Source organism: Pseudoflavitalea sp. G-6-1-2 (assembly GCF_012927185.1).
In the GTDB taxonomy this organism is placed as follows: domain Bacteria; phylum Bacteroidota; class Bacteroidia; order Chitinophagales; family Chitinophagaceae; genus Pseudobacter.
In genome coordinates, this window is sequence record NZ_JABBGB010000002.1 from 1,683,205 (window position 1) to 1,709,957 (window position 26,753).

Consider the following 26,753-nt stretch of genomic DNA (forward strand, 5'->3'; position numbering starts at 1 on the left):
ACCCTGATCAAGAATATTATTGAACACAGATATCATCAATGATAAGTCACAATTATTTCATTGTACTGGGGTTGTCAATAGCGGGATGTTCTGAACAACCGCAAAAAAATCCCAACTACGTTTCGACAATTAGTTCTACGGTAAACATTTTCGATTCAGTGGTTGCCAGAATTGAACTCAATAAGAGCGTCACAGTCGATGAAGCATTCTTAAAACAATGGTTCAAAGCGCAAATCCTTCAAAAGGATTATTCATTTGAATTAAAGAAAACAGATCTTTCAAAATTGGGAGTTACTGTTTATAAAGTTATTTTATTCAACGCTGCCCCTAATATACTACAACGCAATTACTCATTCATTTTATTCACAAGTGAAAATGAATTATTCCTGCTTCCGATTGAAATCAATCAACTCATCGACATCAATGGAAGTCTGATGGTTGGAGGTTATTACAACTATCGGGAATTTGACTACTATCAGATATTTGATCTGAAGTCGGAGGGACTGAAACGAATACTCGACACCAGAGAAACAGGAGATTCAGATGTGAAAGTTGGGTATCATCGGGATGATGATTGTGTGGAATATAGCCCGGAGCGACTTAATTTCGAGTATGATGCTAAAAAGCGAAAAATCATATTTACGGGAGACATGCTGTTTTTCTGTAAAGGAACTGAAGACCGAAATCCAACAAGGAAACAGCCTGTAAAAGCTGATAAGTTAAGAATCGAATTTTCCTATCTTAATCAAAAATGGTAGTATGAAATGAAATCAGTTTATCCTTTTTGGTAAAGTATAAGCTCTTTAAATCGCTCTAAATTGGGAGAACGTCTATTGAAAAAACGCTCCCCCAATTTAATCTTACAGAGAAATCTACAAGCCAAATATTTTCGGTTGACCTACCTTGTATACAATTATGAGATACTACTAACCTAGGTAAATTTTATTAGACCAATAAACATAAATAATGTACCGGATGCCCCAATCGTAAAACCACCTATCTCCTTCCCTCATTTTATTCCAAAGGGGAAACGTTAATAAATGTGTGCAAATGTCAATATTAAACCTTGAAATTGTCGATGCAATAAGCATTGATCTATTGGGAAATGTTGTTCTTACTATTTCGGACGAATTGTCTTGGGAAAATGATCATGAACACTTACTTGCATTACAAAATAAGATAAATGTTTACCTGGAGTTTATAGAAAATGGAAATCTCTATGAGCAATACCCCAATGCAGCAGGTAGGCAAATAGTAATACACCTTGTAAATAAGTATGAACCTAACAAAAATGCTGTCGTTTTCTTTACTGCTGTAAAACAAATCTTAAATACCAGTGGATATGAATTTCAAAATAAAATTTTAAACATGAATGACTGACAGCTGTGTTATATAAATGATCTGTTTAGAAATTTATTATAGGATATTTTATAAAGCAAGATGGATCATGAGCAGGTACTGGTAGAATAACGGTAGGGTTTATCTGAGGATTATTTTCCTTGTGGAAATGTTTATTATTTTCTTTTTAATCCTTGTTTTGGTAATGTATTTTGTTTTCCCTAAACGACTAATGTGAGCATTATCTTCTGAAATAAATAGGAACAGAAGACCAAAATCCAGCAAGGAAACAGCCTGTTAAAACAAGTAAATTAAGAATCGGTTATAACTTTGCATACACTTCGATGGTACTGAAAATTATGATGGTTATCTGGTAAGAAATTTTAAATTTATTGTATGAAAGAGAAGAATCCTTTTAAGAGGCTGGAAGAACTGGGTTACACAATTGTGGTTTATCCTGCGTCGCTGAAGCTGCTCAAAAGACCAATGTTTCCTGAAGAGCTGGCTACAACGAATGAAATGCTCAGTAAGGGAATATTTTTTCCTCCCGAACTACAGGAGAAAAAATCATAAACGATAAAGCGGGGCTATACGGTCCCGCTTTTTTTGGCACTGCTCTGGCTGCCTATCATTTATTGTTACCTTACGCCTCTCAACACGCTGCTTATTTTTCCGGATTCATAAACCTGCCTGCTCTTTCATGAATACAATGATTTCAGGAACAGCCAATAGTTGCTACCAGCTTTGCTGCTGGCTTAAATTATAAACTGATTATCGCTCTACGTTCTATTTTAAAACATACACGGATAATTTTCTTCTGCTTAAACCGGTTGTGGATCCTGGTTATATTTTTTAAAAAAAAGTTGCTACCCGACTAGTAAAAAAAACACCGTTTTTTGTTGTAAGGGAAATCACATGAGAATATGCATCATGACCATTATGAGTTTACATTTTCGGGCTTACTCTTTGTAAGAGCTACCAGTTTGTGGATAATTTCAATACGATGGTAAATTATGGAGGTTATCTGATCAAAAAAAAACTGTAAATTTATTGTATGGAAAACAATGAACATTTTAAACGAATTGAAGAACTCGGTTACACCGTGGTGGTTTATCCTGATTCGCTAAAGATTTTCGATGGGCCTATGTTTCCTAAAGAGCACGCTGAGGTAGAAGAAATGCTCAGCAAGGTTATATATTGGCCTCCTGAACTTCGCAGAGATAAACCATAAATGAAAAAGCGGGGCTAAACAGTCCCGTTTTTTTTGTTGCGTCATCCGGTATTACACTAAACAAGACTACTACTAACGGTAAAGAATAATTGTACACAATATTAAAATTGTGCAGGGTTTTTGATTGAATAATTTTTATATTTGTTTATAGTAATTGAACAATCGAAAATTCTTGCCTTATGAATAAAAGACGGTTTAATTCTTCTTAGTTGTTCTTCCGACCATAATGTCACTATAGCGTGTTTACTTTTTTCTCTCTACTGAAACTACGACCTTCAATAACACGAGAAACAGAGTAAATCGCTCACCATATGGCGTGGGCGTTTCTATTCGTGTTAAGGGTGTCGTAGCCCTCAGTTGAGGTAGAAACTAACCCACGCCTATTTATTTCCACTCTATTCATTCATTTAAACTATTCTTATGAACTCAACTGCATCTACGACAAACTTCGATTTATCTCCTATCTCCATTCCGGCAGACCTGAAACAAAACCTACAACAATTCTTCAACGGTCAACCTGCCGAAGAGGTTCAACATGAACTTGCGCAGCTGAAGGAAACACTGATCACAGAAAGTTATGGCGAGCTCGACAGAGGAGACAAATGGTTTATGATTGATTTCATAAAGAGAATTGAAACGCTGATTGGTACAGCCTATGCGATTTCGCTAAAATAGATCGCACTAGGGAATTTGGATGGATTGCATAAACGCTATACCAATCATTCAAAAAAATTCTCATGAAATCACATCCTATACTGCATAAGGTAGTCAACGCCATTCACAAAGTTCTCGCAACAGAAAAGATAGTATTACTCGCCTACATTGATCAAAACCATATCCCCTACTCTGTTTTCAGAGACAGACACTTTGAAATGAAAAACCCTATTGAACTCAATCTGTTGGTTGTAGGGAAAAGCGCTGGCCAATACCGGGCTGTTACCATTGAAAAAATCGAGCAAAAATGCAGACATATAATACCCACTACCATTCTGCTGTTGTCTGCCGAACAATTTTCACATCAGGTGGCTATAAAGAGTGAATTCTCTGCCAGCATTCTGGGATCGGATCAGTTACTTTATCAGGCAACTGATGCCAGCACAGCTGCAACCAACGAAAGCCCGGCAGCTTCAACCGGAATACCAGCTTCTGACCTATGGTATAAACGGGCTGGCACGTTTTACCAGACAGCAAAGGCCCAGCAAAGGCTGGGAGAATATGGAATGGCTGCATTCTGTTTACACCAGGTGGCAGAGCAGTTATTGATCTTTCTGATTCAAACAGCAGTTGGTTTTAAAGTAGGCTCGCATAATCTGGACAGATTACTGCAACATGCGCGTTTTTATTATCAGGATGCTGCTACTGTTTTTACCATTCAAAGCGGCAGAAAGGGCCCGGATAAATCTACTGAAGAAATCATATATACATTACCGGTATAAGCAAGACCTGCAGGTTGATAATGCCGACATTATTTATTTATGCAATGAGATAGAGAAATTGTTTGCCATCGCAGACAGAATGTTTTATACAAAACCGACTTGTTGTTGCAACGCCGTAGCATAATTCCCTGTAATTAGAGTAAGCGATACACAACCCCTATTCCCTATTTGAAACTAACATCGTTAATGAAATCCAAAACATCCGGTATATTACCCATTCTCCCCTAACGGCACTTCTGTTTATATTTCTTTTCTGTTCATATTTGTTGTGCGACACAGGATTCTGAACGAAATAGGTAAATTTTACCTGTATTCAGCAAAAAAGACGCCTTCTCTGCCGCAGCAAACATTTTTTGTATTACATCCGGATCAAATTTGTGCTCAGGTTCTCAAAAAACTGTATATACATACCCAGCCCCAGGATTAGCAGCAGGTATCTGACATTCGAGTAGCAATGATAGCATCATCATTTCCTAATTCAAATCACCTGTTTTATGCAATCTCTATTACAATCCTCCGAGCTATTGCTCAGTACTCTCCATGAGCAACTGGCTGCAACAAAGGCAACCCAATCAACTCCTCTCCTTCAATCCAAAGCTGCCATTCCCGTTTGCCTCGAACACGTTCGCATTTTACGAAAGCACCTGAAAGCTTATCGCAATGTTCCCAGAGATCAGGAAATACATTTCTTCAGGTACATAAAGCCACAGTTTGTGAGCCAATATCTTTTTCATGTGTTGCAATACCGCCTTCATTATTCCTGGCCGAAGGGAGATGTTGAGACAGAACAGCTTTATCTGGAAGAAGAACTGAATCATATCAGACGTTTTTTCAAAAAAAATCATCAGTTCTGTTGTTATTACAGTGCCGACAGCATCTACCTCGACAATATTTATTTTTTGCGGGGACAGCAGGATGTAGAGCCATCTCCGGAACATCTGATATGTGGGACAGACCCCAGTTTCAATACTCCTAAAGATTTGCTGGTTGCAAGAGTAATAGCCAATAATTTGTTCAGGACATATCTGCATGAGCAGCTGGTGCAGCTTCAATCGTCTAAGGAGAAGCACTCAAGGGCCACCCCGGCATCCGGGTTAACCTGGACTGCCAGTAAGAGTGCACTAATGGAAGTGATCTACGCAGTATATCTTACCCGTGCTGTTAACGGAGGTAATTGCGAAATCAAAGCGCTGGCAACTGTGATCTGTAACATATTCAATGTGGAGATCAATTACAATTCTATTTATGACTTTATATACCACCTGAAGTTGCGTAAACTTGAACCAACTAAATACACCGATCAGATGAGAACTTGTTTACTCCAGAGTTACGATAATCAGACTGAAAAACCAGATAAGTCCAGGTACGGAAAGCTTTAGAAGAAAAAGTTAAAGGGTAAGAAACTTTATACGACTCGTATACACCTATGAAAACGAATCGTTGTGAGCGACGCAGTTTTGTGCTCACAACGATTTTTTTATGCGCACAGGTCAGCAACTTTATCAAACCAACCTTCAGCCAGCCATCGCTGAGCATGATTTCAGCCATTATTCAGCCATTCTTCAGCGCTTTTTCTGCTGTTTTCAAGGGGTTTTCAGCCAGTACGGTGCCATTACACAGCATTTTTGGTGGGAGCCCACGTTGTTGTTGCTTCTGGTCACAGGCAGTCGCATCGTCTCTTCATTTCTACACATTCCAGGAATCATCATAGTTGAACCGGTCAACCATTTATTCACTTTAAAATCATTTTTTATGGCAAAGAATCAATCTGTCAGCTCAAAGAAGCTGACTAAAGAAAGAGTTATGTCTGATAGTCAATTTGATCGCACCCGCGAGAACATGCAGGAGTTCGACAATGCTGCTCAGGCTTGTACACAACTTCGCGATGCCCTCAAGGAATTGATAAAGAATGCCAGTGCCGGCAAAACACTGCCAGGGCGTTTATTGAAGCAAATGATGGAAGTACTCAAAAGCGATCCGATAGGTGACCGCGGTGAGCGGCAGGTTGCCAAAGGAGACCTGAGCCTTCTGAAAGGTTTCGAGTTCAATACCATGTCGAGACTTGAGAACATCTTCTTTCCAGTGTATTCGGTTACTGCTGACAGAGGCAGCGGAAAGCTCACTGTAAAAGTGCAGCCATTCATCCCGGTAAAAAAAGTATCAGCCACAAAATCTGCTTCGCATGTAAGAATTGTGACGGCAGTAGTTGAACTGGATCTTGTCAACAATACCAGGATTGTAACTGAAGCTCAGTCTGATTATATCCTTCTGGGGAAAACAGAGATTGCCATTCCGGACATCGAGAATCAGTTTACTGCCAACACAAAACAAGCATTGCTGATGGTGCTGTGCATCGAGTTCTATCAGGATGTGAACGGGAAAAAGTATATTCTGAAAGATGAAAAACACAACCCGCTGAATGTGATTCATGCAGAAAGTGCCGTGGCTTAATTGACGCAGGCTGATCGGTTACAGGCTCGGTTAGTAGCAATTCAATGATTCTTTCACCCAATAAATCTATACGATGTGGGAGAAAATAAACAAGGTATCGGTACAGGTGGTTATTGCCATGATCTGCATTGTTACCCTCAACGCCATCGGCTTTCTCCTTTTCTTCAAAGGATTACCCGAACAAAATAAGGAAATAGCCACCTATTACATCGGCCAGTTGCAAGGCGCTATCGTGGCCGGCATTTTCGGATGGCTGTACCGGCAAAATTCAAAAACAAAAAATTAATCAGTTATGAAAACGATCCTCATCACATCAGTACTGGTGTTGCTGTTGTTCAGTTGCAGAACGGTGCAACGTGCAACGGAAGATCAGTTTACTGATTACAAACGTACAGTGAGTGCAGCCCAAAATACTGCACAAAAAAAATTACAGGAATCATCACAGGTGAAGTTCACCAATATGGCGGCTGTTTCCAGATCAGATAATGGCATCGAAAGGCTGATTGAAGAAGAGGTTCTTGAATTCAGTGTTCCCCGAAAAGACAGTCTGATTTCCGGAGGTGGCAACAAGGTTGTTAAAACAACGCGCAAGATCAGGGAGCGGGAGCAAAGGAAGGAACGCTCTGTTCAACAGTTATCCGGGCGGGATAGTTTGCGGAAACGCAGCACCTCACAGACAGATCAGGCATTTCAGTTGAATGAAGCTGCGCAGCAAAGACGGCTGCAACACCGGCAGATGGTCAGAAAAACAGGAGTTCCATGGTATGTGTGGGCAGGTAGCGCTGTTACTGTTACATTCAGCTTCTGGTTTGGAAACAGGATCCGGCAAAACAGGGCTGCAATACGACCATGGCAAAATTTTGAGCCATGAGTACGCCACTCATTTCAGCAATTGCGCTGAAGCGCGTGTGCTGGAAGACAGGCTGCCCTGATGCCGGTACATTGGCAGAAGTGATCAACAAGGTTTGTCCGTTGTATGGTATCAGCACTTTAGTATTACATGAATTTCTTGCTAATGTGCTGCATGAATCGAATGAGTTCCGCCAATATGAAGAAGACCTCAATTATACTGCCAAACGACTGATGGAGGTTTGGCCACTTCGATTCAGAACATTACAGGAAGCATTAAACTGTGCGTATCAACCGAAGAAGCTGGCCATAAAGGTTTACAATGGCAGAATGGGTAATACTGCACCTATGGATGGATGGGATTTCAGAGGGTCAGGGCCTATTCAAATGACGGGCAAAAGCAACTTTATTCTTTTTGCGAGCTGGATGGACCGAAAGTTTGGCATCAACAAATCAGAACAGGAATGGGCAAAACTGGTGAGAACCGATCCCTATGCAGGCATGCATTCAGCCTGCTGGATATTCTCCATCTCTAAAGGGTTGAATGATGAAGCATTGCGTGATGAAATGAAACGGATAATCGAAAGAATCAACGGAGGATTCAATGGATTGCAGGACAGGCTAAAGTATTACGAGCTTTGCAAGAGGTATCTTGCCTGACCAGCATGGCTGATAACGAGAAAAGTATCACCAATTGGTGATACTTTTCTCGTATATGGGGCGCCGTAAGGCGCCTAAGCTTCTCGCTAAGCTACACGGAGGGTATCGGTGAGCCGGTTAGGCTGGAGATGATTCAATGGTTGCAGACGAACTATTATCCCGGCAGGTATATATCAAAACGGGCTCCCTTGTCTAATTCACTGGTGGCAGTAATAATGCCATGATGATTCTCGACAATTTTTTTTGCGATGGCCAGTCCTATACCTGTTCCCGGATAAGTTTCTTTGCTATGAAGCCGTTGGAATACTTCAAAAACCTGTTCGCCAAACTCCTGTTCAAAACCTATCCCGTTATCTGTAATGCTGAGATGGCAATAACTTTTTTGAGGCAGCAGATCTTTGATGTTTAGTTGGCTACCCTTAGCAAGGGTGGCTTCTATAATAATATGCGGAGACCTTGAGGGGGAGGCAAATTTGATGGAGTTGTTTATGAGATTGCGCATGAGTTGCTGAAATTGAAATGGTATTATTCTCGCTTTACACATTTCTTTCACTTCCATGGTTACCTTCTTTTCATCAATAACTTCTTTAAGAGAAATAACTATTGATTCCATTATTGGAGACAGGTCAATTGTTTCTATCTGGCTTTCGCCGATACTGATACGGGCAAAAGCAAGCAGATCTTCAATAAGCGTTTGCATCTGTCCGGATGCAATAATCATTCGGTCCAGGTGATGTTTCCCCTTGGGTGAAAGGGTTTTGCTTTCTGTTTCAGTGATCAGATGAGCAAATGTTTGTATTTTTCGCAAGGGTTCCTGCAAATCGTGACTTGAAACATAAGCAAATGCTTCCAGTTCTTTATTTATGCTCTTTAAAGAGTTATTTTTTTCTTCCAATAATTCATTGGCCTGGTGCAGTTCTTCTGTTCTAAGTTGAACTGCCTGCTCAAATTTATGGGACTGTACTTTTTGCTCCTGTATAATATGATCGTCTGCTTTCTTGCTTTCCTCAGCAGTTTTCTTTTGTACATCAATCCGATCTTCCAGCATTCTTTTTTCATTCCGCTGTACCGTAATGATCTCTGTAACATCGTAAATAGCCAGCGAAATAAGTTGTTCCCTATGTGTAGGTTGTATGATAGGCTTGGCGTTCAGGCGTAATATTTTTTTCCCGATACCCGGAAACGACTGTTCAATCTCCAAATCATAAAAGGATGTACCTTTTTGCAGGATATCCTCCAGCATTGCCCGCAAAACAGGAACGTCCCATTGTTTATCACCAAGGTCGTACAGGCATATTCCTTCAGTGGCACCTGCATTTACAGCAAACTTTTTATAGAATGCCTTATTGGCCGTTTTGACGCGAAGTTGTTTGTCGAGAATCATCATCGGTTCATGGATGGTAGCAATTATCGCCTCGGAATACAGGTAAGATTCGTTAAGCAGTTCATTGCGGGTCTGCAGTTCCTGATTGGAGGTGGCAAGTTCTTCACTGGCAGATTGAATTTCTTCTTTGGAGGTTTCCAGCTCTTCATTGATACTTCGTAATTCTTCATTGCTGCTCACCACTTCCTCGTTGGCGCTTTGCAATTCTTCCATCGCTGCTTCATGATTTTGCGACATCATCCGCAGTTCGTCCTGATAAGCAGCTATTTCTTCTTCCAGTTTTTTTATTCTCCGGTTATTCTGGGTTGCACTTGTTTCCTTTTTTCCTTTGACCAGTCTTTCATCCTGCAATTGTTGCATAAAAACGATCAGCAGCAAGGATTCATTCCACTCTGAAGTCAGGGGCAACACTTCCAGGGTGATGATGGCAGCACCTCCATTTATTTCAATTCCCTGTTTACGCACCAGCTGCTTTGTTTTGAAGGCTTTCGTAATTGCATTGCGCAACTCAAAGGCAATTTCGGGGCGTATCATTTTTAATACATTCAACGTAGCCTTACCTGCAGGATGTGCCAGATAGGGGTCTGTTAAGCCGCGAAACTGCAAAATATCCAGTTGCTGATTAACCACTACACTGGCGGGCACATAGCGGGAAAGCAATAACGAATCAATAGTATTAATAAAGCTGGTCGCCTCCGCAGACAGTGCTTTTGAAGGCCGGTAGATGGTATTTCCTGTCAATTTTTTTATTCCTGGCTGCTGGGCAGGCTGTTCGGTATATCGGGTCTCTTTGGGAGGCAGCATCCAGTTGCGGGATGTTTTCTTCCGCAAATAGATCTTAAACTTTTTATTGAGATGTGCAAAAAGCTCCGTGGAGCCACCAATGGTTTCAGTTTTGCTTAGCTGGAGATATCCATCTGGGTTCAAAGCATAATGAAAGGTTGCCATCGCTCTTTTTTGCGCAGCCGTATCAAAATAGATCATCAGATTGCAACAACTGACCAGATCAATACGCGAAAATGGAGGGTCGCTCAGAACATTATGGGGGGCAAACACACAGATATCCCGCACAGATTGAGCTATACGATAGCCCCCATCCGATCTGGTAAAGAAACGTTGAAGACGTTTTGGAGAAACATTTTCAACTTCCTGTTTGGAATAAATGGCTATGCGGGCTTTGCTAATGGCCTGGGCATTCAGGTCGGTAGCAAAAATTTGTACAGGAATACTCTGGAATTTACTATCCTGCATTTCCAGTATGATCATGGCCATGGAGTAAGCTTCCTCTCCGGTAGAGCAGGCCGGGATCCAGATGCGCAAGGCGTCGCCGGGAGACTTATTTTTAAACAGACGCGGCAATAAGGTGGCTTTTAAATAAGTGCAGGCTTCTGCATCCCTGAAAAAATTGGTGACGGTAATTAACAGGTCTTGAAAAAGTATGTCCGTCTCTCCCTTTTGTTCGATTAACAGATTTACATATTCTTTCAGTGTTTTTAGCTTATACAATACCATCCTGCGTGAGATCCTTCTTTTGATGGTGTTCATTTTGTACAGCCTGAAATCAACACCGGATGCTTTTTGTAAAAGCGTAAGGATCATTTTCAGATCAGGACTATCATCGTCTATATCATCTTTTCTAATCTCTTTATGGCCATTGGATCTTATAAAAGGATGACGACTCATCTGCGCCAGCTCCAATGCCATTTTATCGGGAGACAAAATCAGATCAATGATGCCTGCCGCTATAGCAGACTCCGGCATGCTGCTGAATTTTGCAGAATCATCCTGCGCCATGGTTAAGCCGCCTTCCTGTTTGATTGCCTTCAGGCCAAGCGTACCATCTGTAGCGCTCCCGGAAAGAATGATACCTATTACATTTTCTTTATGCGCAGAAGCGAGCGAGGTGAAAAATTTATCGATGGGTAAATTGAACTTTGGTTTTTTCGGGCGGGGTGATAGCCGCATATACCCGTCTGTTACTTTCATTTCCTTATCAGGAGGTATCACATATAAATTATTAGGCGCTATTGTCATGCCATTTTTCACCTCCTGCACCTTCATTTTGGTACTTTTGGCCAGCAGGGAACTTAACATGCTTTCGTGATCAGGACTAAGATGCTGCACGTAGATAAAAGCCATACCTGTATCCGGGGGAAGATTCTGCAGCAATTTATTGATGGCTTCCAGTCCACCCGCAGAAGCTCCAATGGCAACTATAGGAAAGGACGGAGTACTAGATGCAGGCGATGCCTTTCTTTTAGCGCTCTTTGCGGGTTGTGTGATTCTGGTAGTATTTTTTTTCATTTCACCGCTTATTAAGGTTGCCGGTGAGTACAAATTTTTCTTTGTCGGGTTGACTGAGCGTGTGCTTAGCAATAAATGTTAGCGCTTCATCCAGCGCTTTGATCAATGCTGATAACACAGGTGGCTTGCGAATATAGAAAGATGCCCCTCCTGCATAAAGTCTGTCAGCAATTTCCTTTTCATAAGAGGTCGTAAGTATAATAACAGGGAGCGCTTTAAGTTTTTCATGATTTTTTATTTCCGATAAGCATTGGAATCCATTTTTCCGCGGCATATTAAGGTCGAGGAAAAGCGCATCAGGAAGGCCTTCAGTACCAGTTAGCCATTGCATGAGTTGATCACCAAAATGAAACTCTTTCAGCTCCGTGGAATAAGGAAGTTGCTCCAAAGCCTCTTTAAAAAACAGGCAATCATCTTTATCATCATCCGCAAGTAAAAGATGAAAGTGGTATGTACTCATTTAGGCTAAATATAAGAAACATTGAACTGCTATTTGAAAAGTGTCATAATCAGCTGTAACAGCAGTCATTAAATGCCCTCTGAGCAAGGTTACTGTAAGATATTTTTGTTTTTGAACGAATCCCATTCTTCTTCCAATACAATGGAAACCATGTAATAAATTTCGGCGGAGTTCCTGGGTTTGGTCATAAAATGACAGGCTCCCATAGCCTTTAATTGTATTGATTCTTCCACATTTTTTGATGTGGTATAAATAATCACGGGTATATTTTTAAGTCTTTCGCGGTTCTTTATTTCAATTAAACATTTTTCACCACTGTATCCTGGCATTCTAAGATCCAGAAAAATAAAATCCGGTAAGGGGTTATCAATATTATTCAGCATCTCCAATGCCTGCCGGCCATCTCTGGCCTCATAACATACTATTGTATCATCCACCTCTTTAACGGCATTCATAAAGAGGATGCTATCATCATAGTCATCATCAATAATCAATAAACGCTTATAGTCTGGCATGATGTATTATTTCCGGTTATTAGCGAATATAGCTAAGGGATACCCTCAAAATGAACTCATTGAATAATGCAGATTTATAAGGCACATTGCTCAGATTCCCATTTCTTTTTGAACATAGTGGGAGTTACCCCCGTAAATTTCTTAAACTGCGAACAAAGATGTGCATCACTGCTATAATTCAATTGAAAAGAAATTTCTTTTACTGTCAGGTGATCGTATACCAGCAGTTCTTTAATTCGTTTCACCTTATTAAAAATGTAAAACCTTTCTATGGTACTTCCTTCTTCAGAGGAGAAAACATTAGACAGGAAGGTATAGTCGTGATGAAACTTTTTGCTCAAATACACGGAAAGTTTCAATGCCCCTTCCCCATCAGAGGAGTGAAGCAACTCTACGATACTTATCTTTATTTGCTCAACGAGCGCTTTTTTGGAGTTCTCCATCAATTCCAATTCATAATGCTGTAATGATATGCGCAGTCTGTCAAGATCGGATACATTGAGGCCTGTTGTGAGTTGCACTCTTCCCAATTCAATGCAGGTATATGAAATAGCAAGGGATTCCAGTACGCTTCTTACTGCCATTATACAGCGTACGCAAACCATATTCTTAATATATAAATACATCTAAGCTTTGCTTATTTCAGTTAAATATTATGCCAGATGCTGATACAGGCCCGGCATGATCGCTTACTGATTCTGTATCAGAAAGGTAGGTGAAATTTATAGTAACCGGGCCTTTTGTTGAGCAGGACACCTCCAGCGAAAACGGAATTCTTTTCTACACATGCCCCTCTTACCTGAAGATCAAGCTTCTAATGTAAAGCTGTATAAAATGAAAAAAGGATCACCAATTGGTGATCCTTTTTCTCTTCTGAGGTCCCGAGCAGATTCGAACTGCTGTAAAAGGTTTTGCAGACCTCTGCCTAGCCACTCGGCCACGGAACCGTTGAGGGAGTGCAAAAGTATGATAATTATCGGATATTTGCCAAGAACTATCGATACTTTTTTATGGGAACAATTCAAGAATCTGAACTGATTATCAACGAAAGAGGTGCCATTTACCACCTCGATCTCTTACCTGAAGAGCTCGCTCACACCATCATCACCGTGGGTGATCCCGACCGTGTAAGCAAGGTCAGCAGCCACTTTGACCGGATTGAACACCGCGCGCAACACCGCGAATTCGTAACCCATACCGGCTATGTGGGCAACAAAAGATTGTCTGTTATTTCTACCGGTATTGGTCCGGATAATATCGATATTGTGCTCAACGAACTCGATGCCCTGGTGAATATCGACTTCAAAACCCGCACCATCAGGCCCGAACATACCGCCCTCAACATTATCCGAATCGGAACTTCCGGCGCTTTGCAGGCAGATATTCCCGTAGACAGCTGGGTGGCCAGCACGCACGGGCTCGGCATCGACAATCTGCTCAACTTCTATCGTTTTGAAGAAAATGAAGAAGAAAGACAGCTCCTGCAGAGTTTCATCACTCAAACCCAGTTGGGTAACCGCATTTCGCAACCATACATCAGCTCCTGCGCGGGTAGCCTGCTGAAACATTTCGTGAACAATTTCCATCATGGCATCACGGTTACCTGTCCGGGTTTCTACGGACCACAGGGCCGTGTGCTTCGTCTCGGCCTCAGCCATCCCGATCTTATCGATCGCCTCACAGAATATTCGTTTGGTCAGCATCGGATCACTAACTTTGAAATGGAAACTGCCGCTATTTTCGGATTAGGAAAACTGTTAGGGCATCACTGCCTCTCCCTCAGCGCCATTGTGGCCAACCGGGTAAACAAGACCTTTTCCAAAGATGCGGCCAGCAACATGGAAAAATTGATCACCACAACAATTGACATTCTTAAAGGGTTATAATAGCATGGACTTACAGTTTTTCAAATACCAGGGCACAGGCAATGACTTCGTGATCCTGGACAACCGGAACGGACAATACGACGCTCTCACCAACCAACAGGTAAACTGGATCTGCAACCGCCGCTTCGGCATTGGTGCAGATGGACTGATGATGCTCAATACCCGCGCCGGGTACGACTTTGAAATGAAGTACTACAATGCCGACGGTCGCCCCAGCACCATGTGTGGCAATGGCGGCCGCTGCCTGGTGAAATTCGCCTGGCATCAGGGCATCCGCAAACCACTCTACAAATTCATCGCTGCCGACGGCGATCACGATGCCGAGATCGATGATGATGGCACCGTTAGCCTCAAGATGAAAGACGTAGCCAGCATCAAAGATTATCACGGCGATTTCATTCTCGATACCGGCTCTCCCCACTACGTGAAAATCGTATCCGACGTAATGGAGCTCGATGTCTATAAAAAAGGAATGGATATCCGGTACAGCAATCAGTTTGCAAAGGAAGGCATCAACGTGAACTTTGTTGAGCAGAAGAAAGACGATGAAATAATCGTTCGCACTTACGAACGCGGCGTGGAAGACGAAACCTATTCCTGCGGAACCGGCGTTACTGCGGCTGCACTCGTCTGCTACCACAATGAACGCGGATTCAACGACGTAACCGTGCACACCAAGGGCGGAAGACTCACCGTAGAATTCGACAGAATCGAAGAAGACACCTTCAACAACGTATGGCTCTGCGGACCCGCAGAACTGGTTTTTGCAGGAACCATCAGCGTTCCCGATCTGTAGTAAAATTCACTGAAATTATAAGCAACTGTCGCGGAGCATCTTCATGTAAGCTGCTCCGTGCTCTCTTGCAAAACGCATATTCGCTTCGGGGATACGCTCCGGCTCGGCATATTTCTCCAGCACCGCTTCAATGCTCGATTCGCGCAGAATATGCAGCATGGGATAGATGCTTCGGTTGGTGAAATTCGCCGCATCATCCATCGGCGCTCCTGCAAAGAAATAATCAGGATGAAAAGTAGCTACCTGATACACTCCTTCATAACCGTTCTTGCGAACTGCGCGTTCTACAAACTTCACCAGCTCCAAATATTCTTTGAAACCACCAAAAGATTGGGGGAAGATGAGCAGCGTGGTTTCGATAGCCGCATCGGCATCCAGGCGTTTGCATTCGCGGAGAAAAGCTTCCACAGCAGCATTCCGGTCTGCCTGCATGATCACTTCATAATGAATACTGTTGCGTTTTACCTCTTTTGCCGCAAATGGACAGAAATTACATTTGATCACTACCTCTCTGATCCAGTTGAGGGTCTGCTCAATCACCTTTTGCTTATCGGGCTGCATGTTCATGGCGGCAAAGCTACTATCCTTTCCGGGTAAAAACGCAAGTACTGGCTGTAACAAAGCAGCAGGTAATGCGACAGATTATTGGTAACCCAAGTACAATTATGACACTCATCGCAATACTTGTTCCCTGGCTTTCCTTTTTGCTGAGAGGCCGTATACTTACCGGCATTCTCTGCCTTTTGCTTCAGATCACCCTGATCGGCTGGATCCCTGCTGCTATCTGGGCGGTGATCTCCCTGCAGAATGCACGGGAAGACAGACGTGCCGATCGGATCATCCGGGCTACCCAGGCCGCCGGCCGCCGCTGATCTCAGCCGCACATCCATCACTGCCAATACCCATTTACCCTTCAGCACCACTCACTGATAATCATCCCATTGTTTCCTGCTTGTTAAGTAGTAAAAAATAGTATTGCGTTTCAATTAGCAAGATTACCTTTGCGCCGCCGATGATACAATACTTCAAAAATATCAACCATCAGACGGTTGCGATCGACAAGCCTGAAAATGGCGCGTGGGTGAATATTCTGCCGCCACTGAAGCAGGAGGAATTCTCCGAGCTCTCCGAAGAGATCGATATTCCCCTCGACTTCCTTACCGACTCGCTCGATATCGATGAACGCACCCGCTTCGAGGAAGACGACAACGTGAAGCTCATTGTGATCAAAACGCCCACGGAGAACAACTCTTTCAACGACAGCGATGCTTTCTACATCACTATCCCCATCAGTATCATCCTTACCCACAATCAGATTGTAACGGTAAACTCTTTCGAGAACGGCGCCATCAAAAAATTCCTGCACACTTTCCAGAACCGTCATCCAGACAACAGAAAGATGATGGTGCTGAAGATCTTCGAGAAGATCATCCAGACTTACATGGAGCATCTGAAAGAGATCAATCAGCGCAGGAATGTACTCGAACAGAAACTCTATGCCGCCAACCGTAACGAAGAGCTGCTGCAACTGATGCGTATTCAGAAGAGCATGGTGTATTTTGTTACTGCGCTCCGCGCAAACGAAATGCTGCTGATGAAGATCGAGCGCACCAATTTCCTTGCACTCAACGAAACCGAGAAAGAGTTTTTGCAGGATCTGATCGTAGACAATTCACAGGCCCTCGAGATGGCCAACATCTATACCAACATCCTCAGCAGTACGCTCGATGCATTCGCCAGCATCATCGCCAATAACCAGAACCAGGTATTGAAGCGGCTGGCAGTGATCACCATCGTACTTACCCTGCCGGTACTGGTATCGAGCATCTACGGCATGAACGTGCCCATTCCATACGCCAATTCGCCCTACGCCTTCTATATTCCGGTAGGATTGTCCATTGTGATCTCCCTCGCAATCGGATACTTCTTCCTCAAGAAAAAAATATTCTAACCTCATTCCCTGCAAGTTTATGGCTGGCTTCAATATCAGAGTATACGGTATCCTGCTCACACCAAACAAAGAAATTCTGGTAGCCGATGAACTGATCCGTGGCGCATACTTCACCAAATTTCCCGGTGGCGGACTCGAATTCGGAGAAGGCACACGCGATTGCCTCAAGAGGGAATTCAAAGAGGAAATGAATCTCGAAGTAAAAGTCACCGATCATATCTACACCACCGACTTCTATCAGGAAAGCGTCTTCAAACCCGGCGATCAGATCATCTCTATCTACTATTTCGTTGAAGCGCTGGAACCTGTGCAGGTGCCCGTTCGCACAGCATCGGAGCCATTCGAAGCCGGCAATATGCAGCAATATTTCGCTGAAGGACAGAGCGAATCGTTCCGGTATATCAGCCTCGATACATTCTCTGCGGAAGATGTTACCCTGCCGATCGACAAGATCGTATCCACCATGGTAAAGCAGGGCTATCTCGAAGGGAAATGGTAGCATAATATCCCCACACTGCTGGCATCAGGTTTTCAGGCATATCCGAAACAGTGGTTATGCTGAAGAAAACAAACACACCGAAGCCGCAATCGCAGCCCAAACAGCCCAATCCATCAGTAAAAAGGCCTGAGAATAAAGACAATCTCGACAGCCGCGAAGGGGAAGAACAGGAGTTCAAGGGAGATGATACCACGCACAACAAAAAGCCTCACAGTAACAAACATCCGCATTCAAAGAAATAATAACACAGAACAGTCTGTAAATCTGCCGTTTGATTGGAATTTTGTGCTACTTTAGTTGAACAGTCCCATAACTAAATCAGCGCAGCAAATGAAACGGCAATCCTTCATCGGACGGGCAGTGCTTCTGCTCTTTTTGGCTACTGCTTTCCTGCAGTCCACAGCACAGGATCTCAAATCCGGCTTCGACGAAGAGGAATACCTCGAAATGTTGCGCATCACTTCCCGGCAGGTAGACTCCGTTCAGAAGAACAGCCTCCCCGCGCCGGAGCAATACACCATGGAGTTTCGCTCCAACCCAGGTCCACTCGATAACAGATGGGAACTCTGGACCAACAAAAGCAGATCCATCATGGTGATCAGCATCAGAGGCACCACGCAGAAATCCATCAGCTGGCTCGAAAACTTTTACAGCGCCATGGTGCCCGCAACCGGTTCCGTTCAACTGAACGACAGTACCGTTTTCAATTATAAATTCGCTGCTGATCCCAAAGCCACTGTACACGTGGGCTGGACCATCGGTCTTGGTACCATGGCCCCCGAAATGATGCAAAAGATCAAAGCCTTCAACAGTGAGCACCACACGAAACAGCTGATTGTAACAGGTCATAGTCAGGGTGGAGCGCTCGCCTTTCTTCTTCGGTCTTATCTGCATTACGAAAAAGAAGCAGGACATCTGCCGGCCGATCTCATCATAAAAAGTTACAACAGCGCCGCACCCAAACCCGGCAATCTCTATTACGGATACGACTACGATCACATCACCCGCAACGGATGGGGCTTCACCATTGTGAATGCACTGGACTGGGTACCCGAAACACCCTTCTCCATTCAAACCCTCCGCGATTTCAACAACCTCAATCCATTTACCGACGTAGAAAAACAACTGAAAAAACAAAGCTTCCTCGTAAGGCTCTACCTCAAACGGGTATACGGAAGAATGAACCGCAAGACCAGCAAATCGCAACGCGTTTTCACCAAATACCTCGGAAAAACCATCGGCTCGCAGATAAAAAAGGCCATGCCGCAACTGAAACAGCCCGACTACGCCCCCACCGTAAATTTCACGAGAGCCGGCGTACCCATTGTTTTGCAACCCGATGCCGAATACCTGCAGAAATATCCCGACAGTGGCAACCGGATCTTTATCCATCACGGATTATGGCCCTACTACCTGCTGACGCAGAAGATTTATGGAAAAAACCCGTAGATTGTAGCATAAACTCCACGTTTTCACTGCCCTTATTCAACCCAGCCCCGTAGAATATGCTTTGCATCAAATGCAAATGGATTAGTTTTTGAATAATTAAAGGATACCAATACACGTAATTTGTGAAGCAGCCCAAACCGCTTTTTTTCTGGGTCAGGAAAATCGGAAGGATCGTTTTGAAGACGATCCTCATTCTGTTGGGCGTTATCGTGATCGTATTCATCCTGCTTCAAACTGCTCCGGTTCAAAACTTCGTAAAGGATAGAGCCGTTAGCTGGCTCTCCAAAAAACTGAACACGAAAGTGGAGGTAGATAAACTCTTCATCCGCATCCCCAGTTCGGTACTGCTCGAAAAAGTTTACATCGAAGACAAACAGAAAGACACCCTGCTTTATACCGGACAGCTCCGCGTAAAACTGAATATGTGGAAACTGATCTCCGGAGAAATATCTATTCAGGATATTTATTTGAAGGAGGTAAATGCCAATGTAACACGTACGTTGCCGGATACAGCATTCAATTTCCAGTTCATCGTTGATGCCTTCGCATCCAAAACACCATCTGCACCGAGCACCGATACCAGCTCGCTGAAAATGAATCTCGATCATTTGCTACTCGAAGATATCCGTGCAACATTCAAAGACACTGTTACCGGCAACGACATGGTGGTTTCATTTGCGCAGCTCGAAACCAATATCAAAACATTCGATCCTACGCATAACAATTATGCAGTACCGCTGCTGAAACTGAAAGGACTTCGGGCAAATATCGCGCAGCGCAAACCGCTGCTCGAATCTGAACCTCCCGAAAAAGATATTGCAGATGCACAGACTCCACCTGCATTCAACCTCGATGTAAAACGCGTATCGCTCGAAGATTGTTACCTCAATTATGGCAATGATGTATCTGCGCTCTATGCCCTGCTCAACCTCGGCAACCTCAACGTAGACGCAGAAAAACTCGATCTCGGAAAACAACGCATCGAACTCAGCAAACTGCAACTGCTTGGCACAACAGCAGCTATCCGGCTCGGTAAGAAACCGGCAGCAAAAATTGTAAAGAAGGAAGTAAAACAGGAAGCCGAAGCCATCGCGGAAAGCGGATGGATCTTCGCCGTACAGAACCTCGATCTCGCCAACAACAATATCAAATTCGATGATGATGGCAGCCCACGCACAAAGACCGGCATGGACTACATGCACCTCGATGTAAAACAACTTACCCTCGCCGCCAGCGACGTATGGTATCAAACCGATTCCATCGCCGGCAAAATAACCAAAGGCAGTTTGCAGGAACGCGACTTCCGTCTCAACACACTCCGCACCAACTTCCTTTACACGGGCACACAGGCTTATCTCAAAAACCTGGTGATCGAAACTCCCGGCACTCATCTCGAAAGAGACATTGCCATTCAGTATCCATCGATCGCATCGCTCAGCAAGGACATCGGCAAACTCAAACTGAACCTCGATATACAAAACGGAAAAGTACTGGTGCGCGATGTGCTCACTTTCGCACCCATGCTCAGTACCACACCCGGTTTCACATCACCCAATGCCACCTGGTATCTCAGTGGCAAAATGCGTGGCGCTGTGAACGATCTCAATATCGATGATCTCAAAATACGCGGCCTCGGCAATACCCGGGCCGATCTCAGCGGTACTATCAAAGGCCTTCCGGATATAAAAAAACTGCAAAGCAATCTCGTTATCCGCGAGCTGAGCAGTTCGGACAAAGACATCATCAGCATACTTCCCAAAAACACATTGCCTTCGAACATTACGTTGCCCGCGAGTATGCAGCTCAGCGGATCATTCGCGGGAACCTACCAGCGTATGCGTACCGATCTGAAGCTGCGCACTTCACTCGGCTCAGCCGCTGTTAAAGGCACCGTACAGTATCCGGATGATGCCAGCAGATTGCAATACGATCTCAACCTGAGCACCCAATCACTCGACCTTCAACGTTTACTCAAACAACCCGATCTCGGCAAAGCCACGCTGCATCTGCATGCGCAGGGGCATGGACGCAAACCCGAAACCATGGTTGCCAATATCAGGGGAGTGATCGACAGCGCCACATACAAAGGCTATACCTATCGTGCATTCGATATCGATGGCAGTTTAGACAATCAGCTCTTCACTATCAACGCGGGCATACAGAATCAACCGATCCATTTCAGATTGAATGCTGATGGAAGTCTTGCAGGACAATGGCCTGCGGGCAAATTCAATCTTCAGATCGACAGCATCAAAACAAAAGAACTTGGTCTCACGCCGCAGAACTTCGTGTACCGGGGAAATCTTACCGGCAACTTCGCGAGTACCAATCCGGATAGCCTTATTGGCAAACTCTACATCACACGCAGCATCCTGCTCGATAGCGCAGACCGGTACAGCATCGACACCATCAGTCTCGATGCAAGCGTTTCGGATACCGGGCAGGCGCTCACACTCAACAGCAGTCTCATCAATGCCAGCATGTACGGCAGGTACAGGCTTACACAGGCGGGGACTATTTTCCAGAGGACGATCGATCCATACTTCGATATACTGCCCGATTCCGTGAAAGCGGATTCCAATTATGATTTCAGGATACATGCTGTAGTCAACAATTCCAAACAGTGGCAGATGCTGCTGCCTGATCTCAAAGCGCTGGACAGCATTCACCTCGATGGTCATTTTTCCGGAGGCGGAGGCATCGATGCACTGCTCGAAATTCCGGTACTTACTTACGGCGCCAATCATATCAGCGGCCTGCGTTTAACGGCCGATACAAAAAATAATGTACTGCAGGCCCGCGGCACAGTAGACAGGTTCAGTCTCGGCAGCAGCCTCAATATCTACAACACCAATATCGATGCAGATATCGCCCATAACAATATCGATTTCGCCATCAATACCCGCAATAAGAAAAACCTTACCAATTACCATCTCGAAGGTCTGTTTGCCATGCAGCCCGGCGGCAGCTACCTCTTTTCTCTGAAGCCAGATTCGCTGCTGCTCAACTCCGAACCATGGAATGTAGACCGCAACAACAAAATCGTTATCGACAGCACCAATATATTCGCTGATAATTTCAATATCAGCAAAGGAGAACAAAGACTGCTGATTGCAACGCTTCGCGATAAACCCGGACAGCCACTCGATGTAGACTTCTCCAAATTCCGCATCAGTACCCTGCTCCACTTTGTGAAGCCGGATTCCGCCATCGCAGACGGAGAACTGAATGGGCATGTTACAGTCAGCGACATCATGAAATCGCCGAAGTTCATCGGCGATCTCACCGTAGACAATGCCAGCTTCAACAAAGACACACTCGGTAACCTGAAGCTGATGGTGAGCAATCCCGAACAGAACAATTACGAAGCGGACATCACGCTTACCGGTCAGGGTAACGATTTGCAGGTGAAAGGAAATTACTTCACCAACCCCAATGCAGATGGCACGTTCAAGGCACGCCTCGATATCCGTACCCTGCAACTCCGAACCATCGATGGGTTAACGATGGGCAACCTCCGCAATTCATCAGGTACAGTCAACGGTGCATTCGACATTTCAGGAACTGCCAGCAAACCATCCGTATCCGGACAACTGATGTTCGACAAAGCGAAGCTGATGCCTGCGCTGATGAACAGCTATATCAACATCGATCAGCAGAGCATCAGGGCTACGCCGCAAGGGGTATCATTCCGTAATTTCACCATCACCGATTCGGTGAACAACAAAGCCGTACTCGATGGAACGGTATTCACCACCGACTATACCAAATTCCGTTTCGGCCTCACGTTCGACGCCGATAATTTTCAGGCGCTCAACACCACCAAAAAAGACAACAAACTATACTTCGGCAAACTCTATTTCGACAGCCGGCTCAATATCAAAGGAACCGATCTGCATCCGATCGTAGACGGAACAGTTAAGGTGAACGATAAAACCGAGCTCACTGTAATTCTTCCGCAGGAAGATCCGGCGGTGCAGGACAGAGAAGGTATCGTTCGATTTATCGACCGCGACAGCATTCCACTGGATTCGCTGCTCGCCAACACCGGTTACGATTCCCTCAACACATCTACCATCCGCAATCTCGACGTGAGCGTGAACCTCACCGTAGATAAGAATGCAACTTTCAATCTCATTGTAGACGAAGCCAATGGCGATCTGCTGAAAGTGAAGGGAGAAGCCAATCTCTCCACTGCCATCGATCCGAGCGGAAAGATCTCCATGACCGGCACCTACGAACTCAGCGAAGGCAGCTACGACCTATCGGTGAACTTCCTCAAACGGAAATTCCTTATCCAGAAAGGCAGTAAGATCACCTGGCAGGGAGAGCCAACCATGGCCGATGTGAACATCACTGCATTGTACATCGCCAACACCGCTCCTCTCGATCTGGTGGAAAAACAACTTACAGATGTAACCGATACCAAACGGAATATGTATCGTCAGCGACTGCCCTTCGAAGTGAACCTGATGCTCACCGGCAAGCTGATGAAACCCGATATCAAATTCGACATCAAACTGCCCGAAGACAAAAACTATAATGTAGACAAGAGCATCATCTCCGAAGCGAACTCCAGACTGGCGGAGCTCCGCAATGAATCTGCCGAGATGAACAAGCAGGTGTTTGCCCTGCTGCTGCTCAATCACTTCATTGGTGATAATCCATTTGCCTCCGGCAACAGCGCCATGACGGCCGAAGGCTTCGCCCGCCAGAGCGTGAGCAAACTCTTATCCGAACAACTGAATGCACTGGCAGCTAATCTTATCGCGGGAGTGGATATCAATTTCGATCTCGCATCTTCCGAAGATTACACCACCGGAGAAAAGAGAAACCGCACCGATCTCAATGTAAACTTCTCCAAAAAACTGCTCAACGATCGCCTGACCGTAACCGTTGGCAGCAACTTTGCACTGGAGAATCCGAATGCCAACCGCGAAGCCACCAACCTGGCCGAGAACGTGGCGCTCGATTACAAACTCAGCAACGACGGGCGATACATGCTGCGCGCCTACCGCAAGAACCAGTACGAAGGCGTACTCGAAGGATATATCATCGAAACGGGCGTAGGTGTTGTTATCACACTCGACTACAACCGCTTCCGGAATATTTTCAGATCAAAGAAAGAAAGAGAAAGACAGCGCACGGAACGTGAGCAGCGAAGGAAAACAGCAGCAGAGAAAGAAGCGGCGGAAAAAAACAACCCTGCCGAATCGAAACCAAATACACAAGAACCGGGTGAACAATAAACAGATCATACAGGCATTGGGCTTCGCCATCTTCATCATGAGTTTGGCCAGCTGCAGCAATACAAAAAAATTGCCTGCGGGAGAAAGCCTTTATGTTGGTGCTACGGTAAAAGTAGAAGGACCGACCCTAAAAAGAAAAGAACGTAAAGTACTTGAATCGGATCTCACAGCGCTTACCCGCCCAAGGCCCAACCGAAAATTTCTGGGCATGCGCATCCGGCTGCTGGCCTACAACCTGGCCGGCAATCCTAAAAAAGAAACCAGCATGTTCGGCAAACTGAAATACAAATTCGGTGAGCCTCCTGTTGTACTCAGTGATGTGTCGCTCGAAAAGAATGCAGCCATCCTCGCCAACACACTCGACAATCGCGGATACTTCCGCAGTACCGTTACTTTCGATACCATTGTAAAGAACAGAAAAGCCACTGCTGTGTACAAAGTGCAGGCAGCGCCGCAATACACCATCAACAAAGTGGAGTTCGACACAGACAGTCTCAGCTTTGTGGGAAGCAATATCCGCAGTACTGCACGCAGAAGTCTGCTCAGACCGGGCAGGGCTTTCAATCTCGAAATGATCAAAGATGAACGCACACGCATCGATGCTATGCTGAAAGAGAATGGCTTCTACTTTTTCAGTCCGGATTTTCTGCTCATCGATGCAGACAGCACCATCGGCAGTCACAAAGTGAATCTCTACGTAACACTGAAAAACAACACACCGAAGAATGCGCGCGAACTCTACACCATCAAAGATGTGTATCTCTACACCAATTACCGCCTGAACGCCACCAACACCGACGATACCAGTAAGAAGAACGCCATACTCTACAACGGCTACTATGTCTACGACAAGGCCAAACGTTACAAGCCGAAACTCTTCCTGCAGTCTATGCAGTTCGAGCAGGGCGACGTGTACAATCGTGAAGCGCATAATCTTTCCCTGTCCAGACTGGTAAACCTCGGCGTATTCAAATTTGTGAAGAACCGGTTTGAAGTGGCAGGTGGACCATTCTCTCAACTCAATGCATTCTACTACCTCACGCCCAATCCTAAAAAATCTTTGAGGCTCGAAGTAACAGGCACTACAAAATCGAACAACCTTGCAGGTGGACAACTCACTCTTTCCTGGAGGAACCGAAACACTTTCCGGGCAGGAGAACTCTTTACCATCAGTGCATATGGTGGTGCGGAAGTGCAGTACAGTGCCGCACAGAAAGGATACAACGTATATCGCGGTGGATTGGAAGCATCGCTCGCCTTCCCCCGTTTTCTGATTCCGTTCTGGCAGATCGAAAAGAAAGGGGGCTTCGTTCCCAGAACCACCATCACACTGGCTTACGATCTGCTGAACAAGGCAAGGCTCTATACCATGAATTCGTTCCGTACATCTTACGGATACACCTGGAAAGAAACGAGCAGAAAGGAACATACCCTCAACCCCATCAGCGTAAACTATGTGCAGCCGCTGTACGTGAGTCCGGAGTATCAGGCAGGTGCAGACACCAGCCAGCCGATGGCAAAAGTGATCGAGAAACAATTCATACTTGGTTCCACTTATAACTTCACCTACAACGGCATTGTTGAAGGCCGAAATATCAATGCACTGTACTTCAGCGGAACCATCGATGTGGCGGGCAATGTAGCCGGATTGATTTCCAGAGGCGGCAGCCCGGATAAACCCTCCCAGCTCTTCGGAAAAGGGTTCTCCCAATTCATCAAAACGGAAGCAGACTTCCGCGTATATCGAAGGGTTGGAGATAAAAGCACCTGGGCAAACAGAATACTGGTGGGCTTTGGATATCCATATGGCAACTCGCGTGAGATGCCCTATGTGAAACAATTCTTCATCGGAGGCAACAACAGTATCCGCGCATTCCGCACGCGTGCGTTAGGCCCTGGTTCCTACAAAGACGTAACACACGATCTGGTGCTCGATCAGAGCGGTGATATCAAACTGGAACTGAATACCGAAATTAGAACCAAATTATACAGCATCTTCAGTGGCGCAGCTTTCGTGGATGCAGGCAATATCTGGCTCTATCGTCCCAACAAACAAAAGATCGGCGCAGAGTTCACGAAAAATTTCATCAAGGAACTCGCAGTAGGCGCCGGTATTGGTCTTCGTGTAGATGTGTCCATTCTTGTACTGAGATTGGATGTAGCCTTCCCGCTGCGCAAACCATGGCTGCCCGAAGGCAACCGCTGGGTAATTGATAAGGTAACGCTTGGAGACAGCCGTTGGAGGAAAGACAACCTCGTATTCAATATCGCTATCGGATATCCTTTCTAAGCCAC

The 26,753-nt window shown here is 44.8% G+C and carries 25 protein-coding genes and 1 tRNA gene; 20 read left to right on the plus strand and 6 right to left on the minus strand.

Annotated features, from left to right (window positions below; translation table 11 throughout):
• The first annotated feature begins 158 nt into the window (after window positions 1–158).
• The 11 genes from HHL16_RS16265 (at window position 159) to HHL16_RS16315 (ending at window position 7,965) form a co-directional block, all read left to right on the plus strand.
• Window positions 159–758, plus strand: a complete 600-nt coding sequence (locus tag HHL16_RS16265; protein WP_169426235.1) for a hypothetical protein — start codon at window positions 159–161, stop codon at window positions 756–758.
• A gap of 292 nt (window positions 759–1,050) precedes the next feature.
• Window positions 1,051–1,380, plus strand: a complete 330-nt coding sequence (locus HHL16_RS16270) for a DUF6572 domain-containing protein (RefSeq protein WP_169426236.1) — start codon at window positions 1,051–1,053, stop codon at window positions 1,378–1,380.
• A 354-nt stretch (window positions 1,381–1,734) separates the two neighbouring features.
• Window positions 1,735–1,911: a hypothetical protein gene (locus HHL16_RS16275; protein ID WP_169426237.1), complete on the plus strand. Its 177-nt coding sequence runs from the start codon at window positions 1,735–1,737 to the stop codon at window positions 1,909–1,911.
• Window positions 1,912–2,392: 481 nt separating this feature from the next.
• Window positions 2,393–2,569: a hypothetical protein gene (locus HHL16_RS16280; RefSeq protein ID WP_169426238.1), complete on the plus strand. Its 177-nt coding sequence runs from the start codon at window positions 2,393–2,395 to the stop codon at window positions 2,567–2,569.
• A 420-nt stretch (window positions 2,570–2,989) separates the two neighbouring features.
• A complete protein-coding gene (locus HHL16_RS16285; RefSeq protein ID WP_169426239.1) occupies window positions 2,990–3,244 on the plus strand; it encodes a hypothetical protein in 255 nt (84 codons plus the stop codon).
• A gap of 62 nt (window positions 3,245–3,306) precedes the next feature.
• Complete coding sequence (locus tag HHL16_RS16290) at window positions 3,307–4,005, plus strand: hypothetical protein (RefSeq protein WP_169426240.1); 699 nt, start codon at window positions 3,307–3,309, stop codon at window positions 4,003–4,005.
• Between the two features lie 494 nt (window positions 4,006–4,499).
• Window positions 4,500–5,384 carry an RteC domain-containing protein gene (locus HHL16_RS16295; protein ID WP_169426241.1) on the plus strand — a complete coding sequence of 295 codons (885 nt, stop codon included), beginning with the start codon at window positions 4,500–4,502 and terminating at the stop codon, window positions 5,382–5,384.
• A 373-nt stretch (window positions 5,385–5,757) separates the two neighbouring features.
• Window positions 5,758–6,456, plus strand: coding sequence for a hypothetical protein (locus tag HHL16_RS16300; RefSeq protein WP_169426242.1), 699 nt, complete (start codon window positions 5,758–5,760; stop codon window positions 6,454–6,456).
• Window positions 6,457–6,529: 73 nt separating this feature from the next.
• Window positions 6,530–6,742, plus strand: coding sequence for a hypothetical protein (locus HHL16_RS16305; RefSeq protein ID WP_169426243.1), 213 nt, complete (start codon window positions 6,530–6,532; stop codon window positions 6,740–6,742).
• Window positions 6,743–6,748: 6 nt separating this feature from the next.
• A complete protein-coding gene (locus HHL16_RS16310; protein ID WP_169426244.1) occupies window positions 6,749–7,327 on the plus strand; it encodes a hypothetical protein in 579 nt (192 codons plus the stop codon).
• Window positions 7,324–7,965 (plus strand): hypothetical protein, encoded by a 642-nt coding sequence (locus tag HHL16_RS16315; protein WP_169426245.1) that lies wholly within the window; start codon window positions 7,324–7,326, stop codon window positions 7,963–7,965. Before HHL16_RS16310 ends, HHL16_RS16315 begins: the two co-directional genes overlap by 4 nt.
• A 154-nt stretch (window positions 7,966–8,119) precedes the next feature.
• On the opposite strand, the gene HHL16_RS16320 is transcribed toward HHL16_RS16315, so the two are convergent.
• The 5 genes from HHL16_RS16320 to HHL16_RS16340 form a co-directional block, all read right to left on the minus strand.
• Window positions 8,120–11,653 carry a chemotaxis protein CheB gene (locus HHL16_RS16320; protein WP_169426246.1) on the minus strand — a complete coding sequence of 1,178 codons (3,534 nt, stop codon included), beginning with the start codon at window positions 11,651–11,653 and terminating at the stop codon, window positions 8,120–8,122.
• A 1-nt stretch (window position 11,654) separates the two neighbouring features.
• Window positions 11,655–12,113 carry a response regulator gene (locus tag HHL16_RS16325; RefSeq protein WP_169426247.1) on the minus strand — a complete coding sequence of 153 codons (459 nt, stop codon included), beginning with the start codon at window positions 12,111–12,113 and terminating at the stop codon, window positions 11,655–11,657.
• 89 nt (window positions 12,114–12,202) lie between these two features.
• Window positions 12,203–12,628: a response regulator gene (locus tag HHL16_RS16330; protein ID WP_169426248.1), complete on the minus strand. Its 426-nt coding sequence runs from the start codon at window positions 12,626–12,628 to the stop codon at window positions 12,203–12,205.
• A 74-nt stretch (window positions 12,629–12,702) separates the two neighbouring features.
• Window positions 12,703–13,212, minus strand: coding sequence for an AraC family transcriptional regulator (locus HHL16_RS16335; protein WP_240966197.1), 510 nt, complete (start codon window positions 13,210–13,212; stop codon window positions 12,703–12,705).
• A gap of 292 nt (window positions 13,213–13,504) precedes the next feature.
• Window positions 13,505–13,575 (minus strand) — tRNA-Cys (locus HHL16_RS16340).
• Between the two features lie 63 nt (window positions 13,576–13,638).
• On the opposite strand from HHL16_RS16340, the gene HHL16_RS16345 reads away from it, so the two are divergent.
• Window positions 13,639–14,514, plus strand: coding sequence for a nucleoside phosphorylase (locus HHL16_RS16345; RefSeq protein ID WP_169426250.1), 876 nt, complete (start codon window positions 13,639–13,641; stop codon window positions 14,512–14,514).
• A 4-nt stretch (window positions 14,515–14,518) separates the two neighbouring features.
• Window positions 14,519–15,310 carry a diaminopimelate epimerase gene (gene dapF, locus HHL16_RS16350; protein WP_169426251.1) on the plus strand — a complete coding sequence of 264 codons (792 nt, stop codon included), beginning with the start codon at window positions 14,519–14,521 and terminating at the stop codon, window positions 15,308–15,310.
• Window positions 15,311–15,325: 15 nt separating this feature from the next.
• Here the strand turns inward: dapF and HHL16_RS16355 are convergent, their stop codons facing one another.
• Window positions 15,326–15,931: a DUF1415 domain-containing protein gene (locus tag HHL16_RS16355; RefSeq protein WP_240966199.1), complete on the minus strand. Its 606-nt coding sequence runs from the start codon at window positions 15,929–15,931 to the stop codon at window positions 15,326–15,328.
• Between the two features lie 44 nt (window positions 15,932–15,975).
• Between HHL16_RS16355 and HHL16_RS16360 the strand changes: the two genes are divergently transcribed.
• The 7 genes from HHL16_RS16360 to HHL16_RS16390 all read left to right on the plus strand — a co-directional run bounded on the left by HHL16_RS16360 (window position 15,976) and on the right by HHL16_RS16390 (window position 26,748).
• Window positions 15,976–16,182 carry a YqaE/Pmp3 family membrane protein gene (locus HHL16_RS16360; protein ID WP_169426252.1) on the plus strand — a complete coding sequence of 69 codons (207 nt, stop codon included), beginning with the start codon at window positions 15,976–15,978 and terminating at the stop codon, window positions 16,180–16,182.
• A gap of 140 nt (window positions 16,183–16,322) precedes the next feature.
• Window positions 16,323–17,261 (plus strand): magnesium transporter CorA family protein, encoded by a 939-nt coding sequence (locus HHL16_RS16365; protein WP_169426253.1) that lies wholly within the window; start codon window positions 16,323–16,325, stop codon window positions 17,259–17,261.
• A gap of 19 nt (window positions 17,262–17,280) precedes the next feature.
• On the plus strand, window positions 17,281–17,760 hold the full coding sequence (locus HHL16_RS16370) for an NUDIX domain-containing protein (protein WP_169426254.1): 480 nt from the start codon (window positions 17,281–17,283) through the stop codon (window positions 17,758–17,760).
• A gap of 56 nt (window positions 17,761–17,816) precedes the next feature.
• Window positions 17,817–18,002: a hypothetical protein gene (locus tag HHL16_RS16375; protein WP_169426255.1), complete on the plus strand. Its 186-nt coding sequence runs from the start codon at window positions 17,817–17,819 to the stop codon at window positions 18,000–18,002.
• An 88-nt stretch (window positions 18,003–18,090) separates the two neighbouring features.
• Window positions 18,091–19,209 (plus strand): lipase family protein, encoded by a 1,119-nt coding sequence (locus tag HHL16_RS16380; RefSeq protein ID WP_169426256.1) that lies wholly within the window; start codon window positions 18,091–18,093, stop codon window positions 19,207–19,209.
• A 176-nt stretch (window positions 19,210–19,385) separates the two neighbouring features.
• Window positions 19,386–24,458 (plus strand): translocation/assembly module TamB domain-containing protein, encoded by a 5,073-nt coding sequence (locus HHL16_RS16385; protein WP_169426257.1) that lies wholly within the window; start codon window positions 19,386–19,388, stop codon window positions 24,456–24,458.
• Complete coding sequence (locus HHL16_RS16390; protein ID WP_346766845.1) at window positions 24,448–26,748, plus strand: BamA/TamA family outer membrane protein; 2,301 nt, start codon at window positions 24,448–24,450, stop codon at window positions 26,746–26,748. The genes HHL16_RS16385 and HHL16_RS16390 overlap by 11 nt, the downstream gene beginning before the upstream one ends.
• Window positions 26,749–26,753 lie beyond the last annotated feature (5 nt).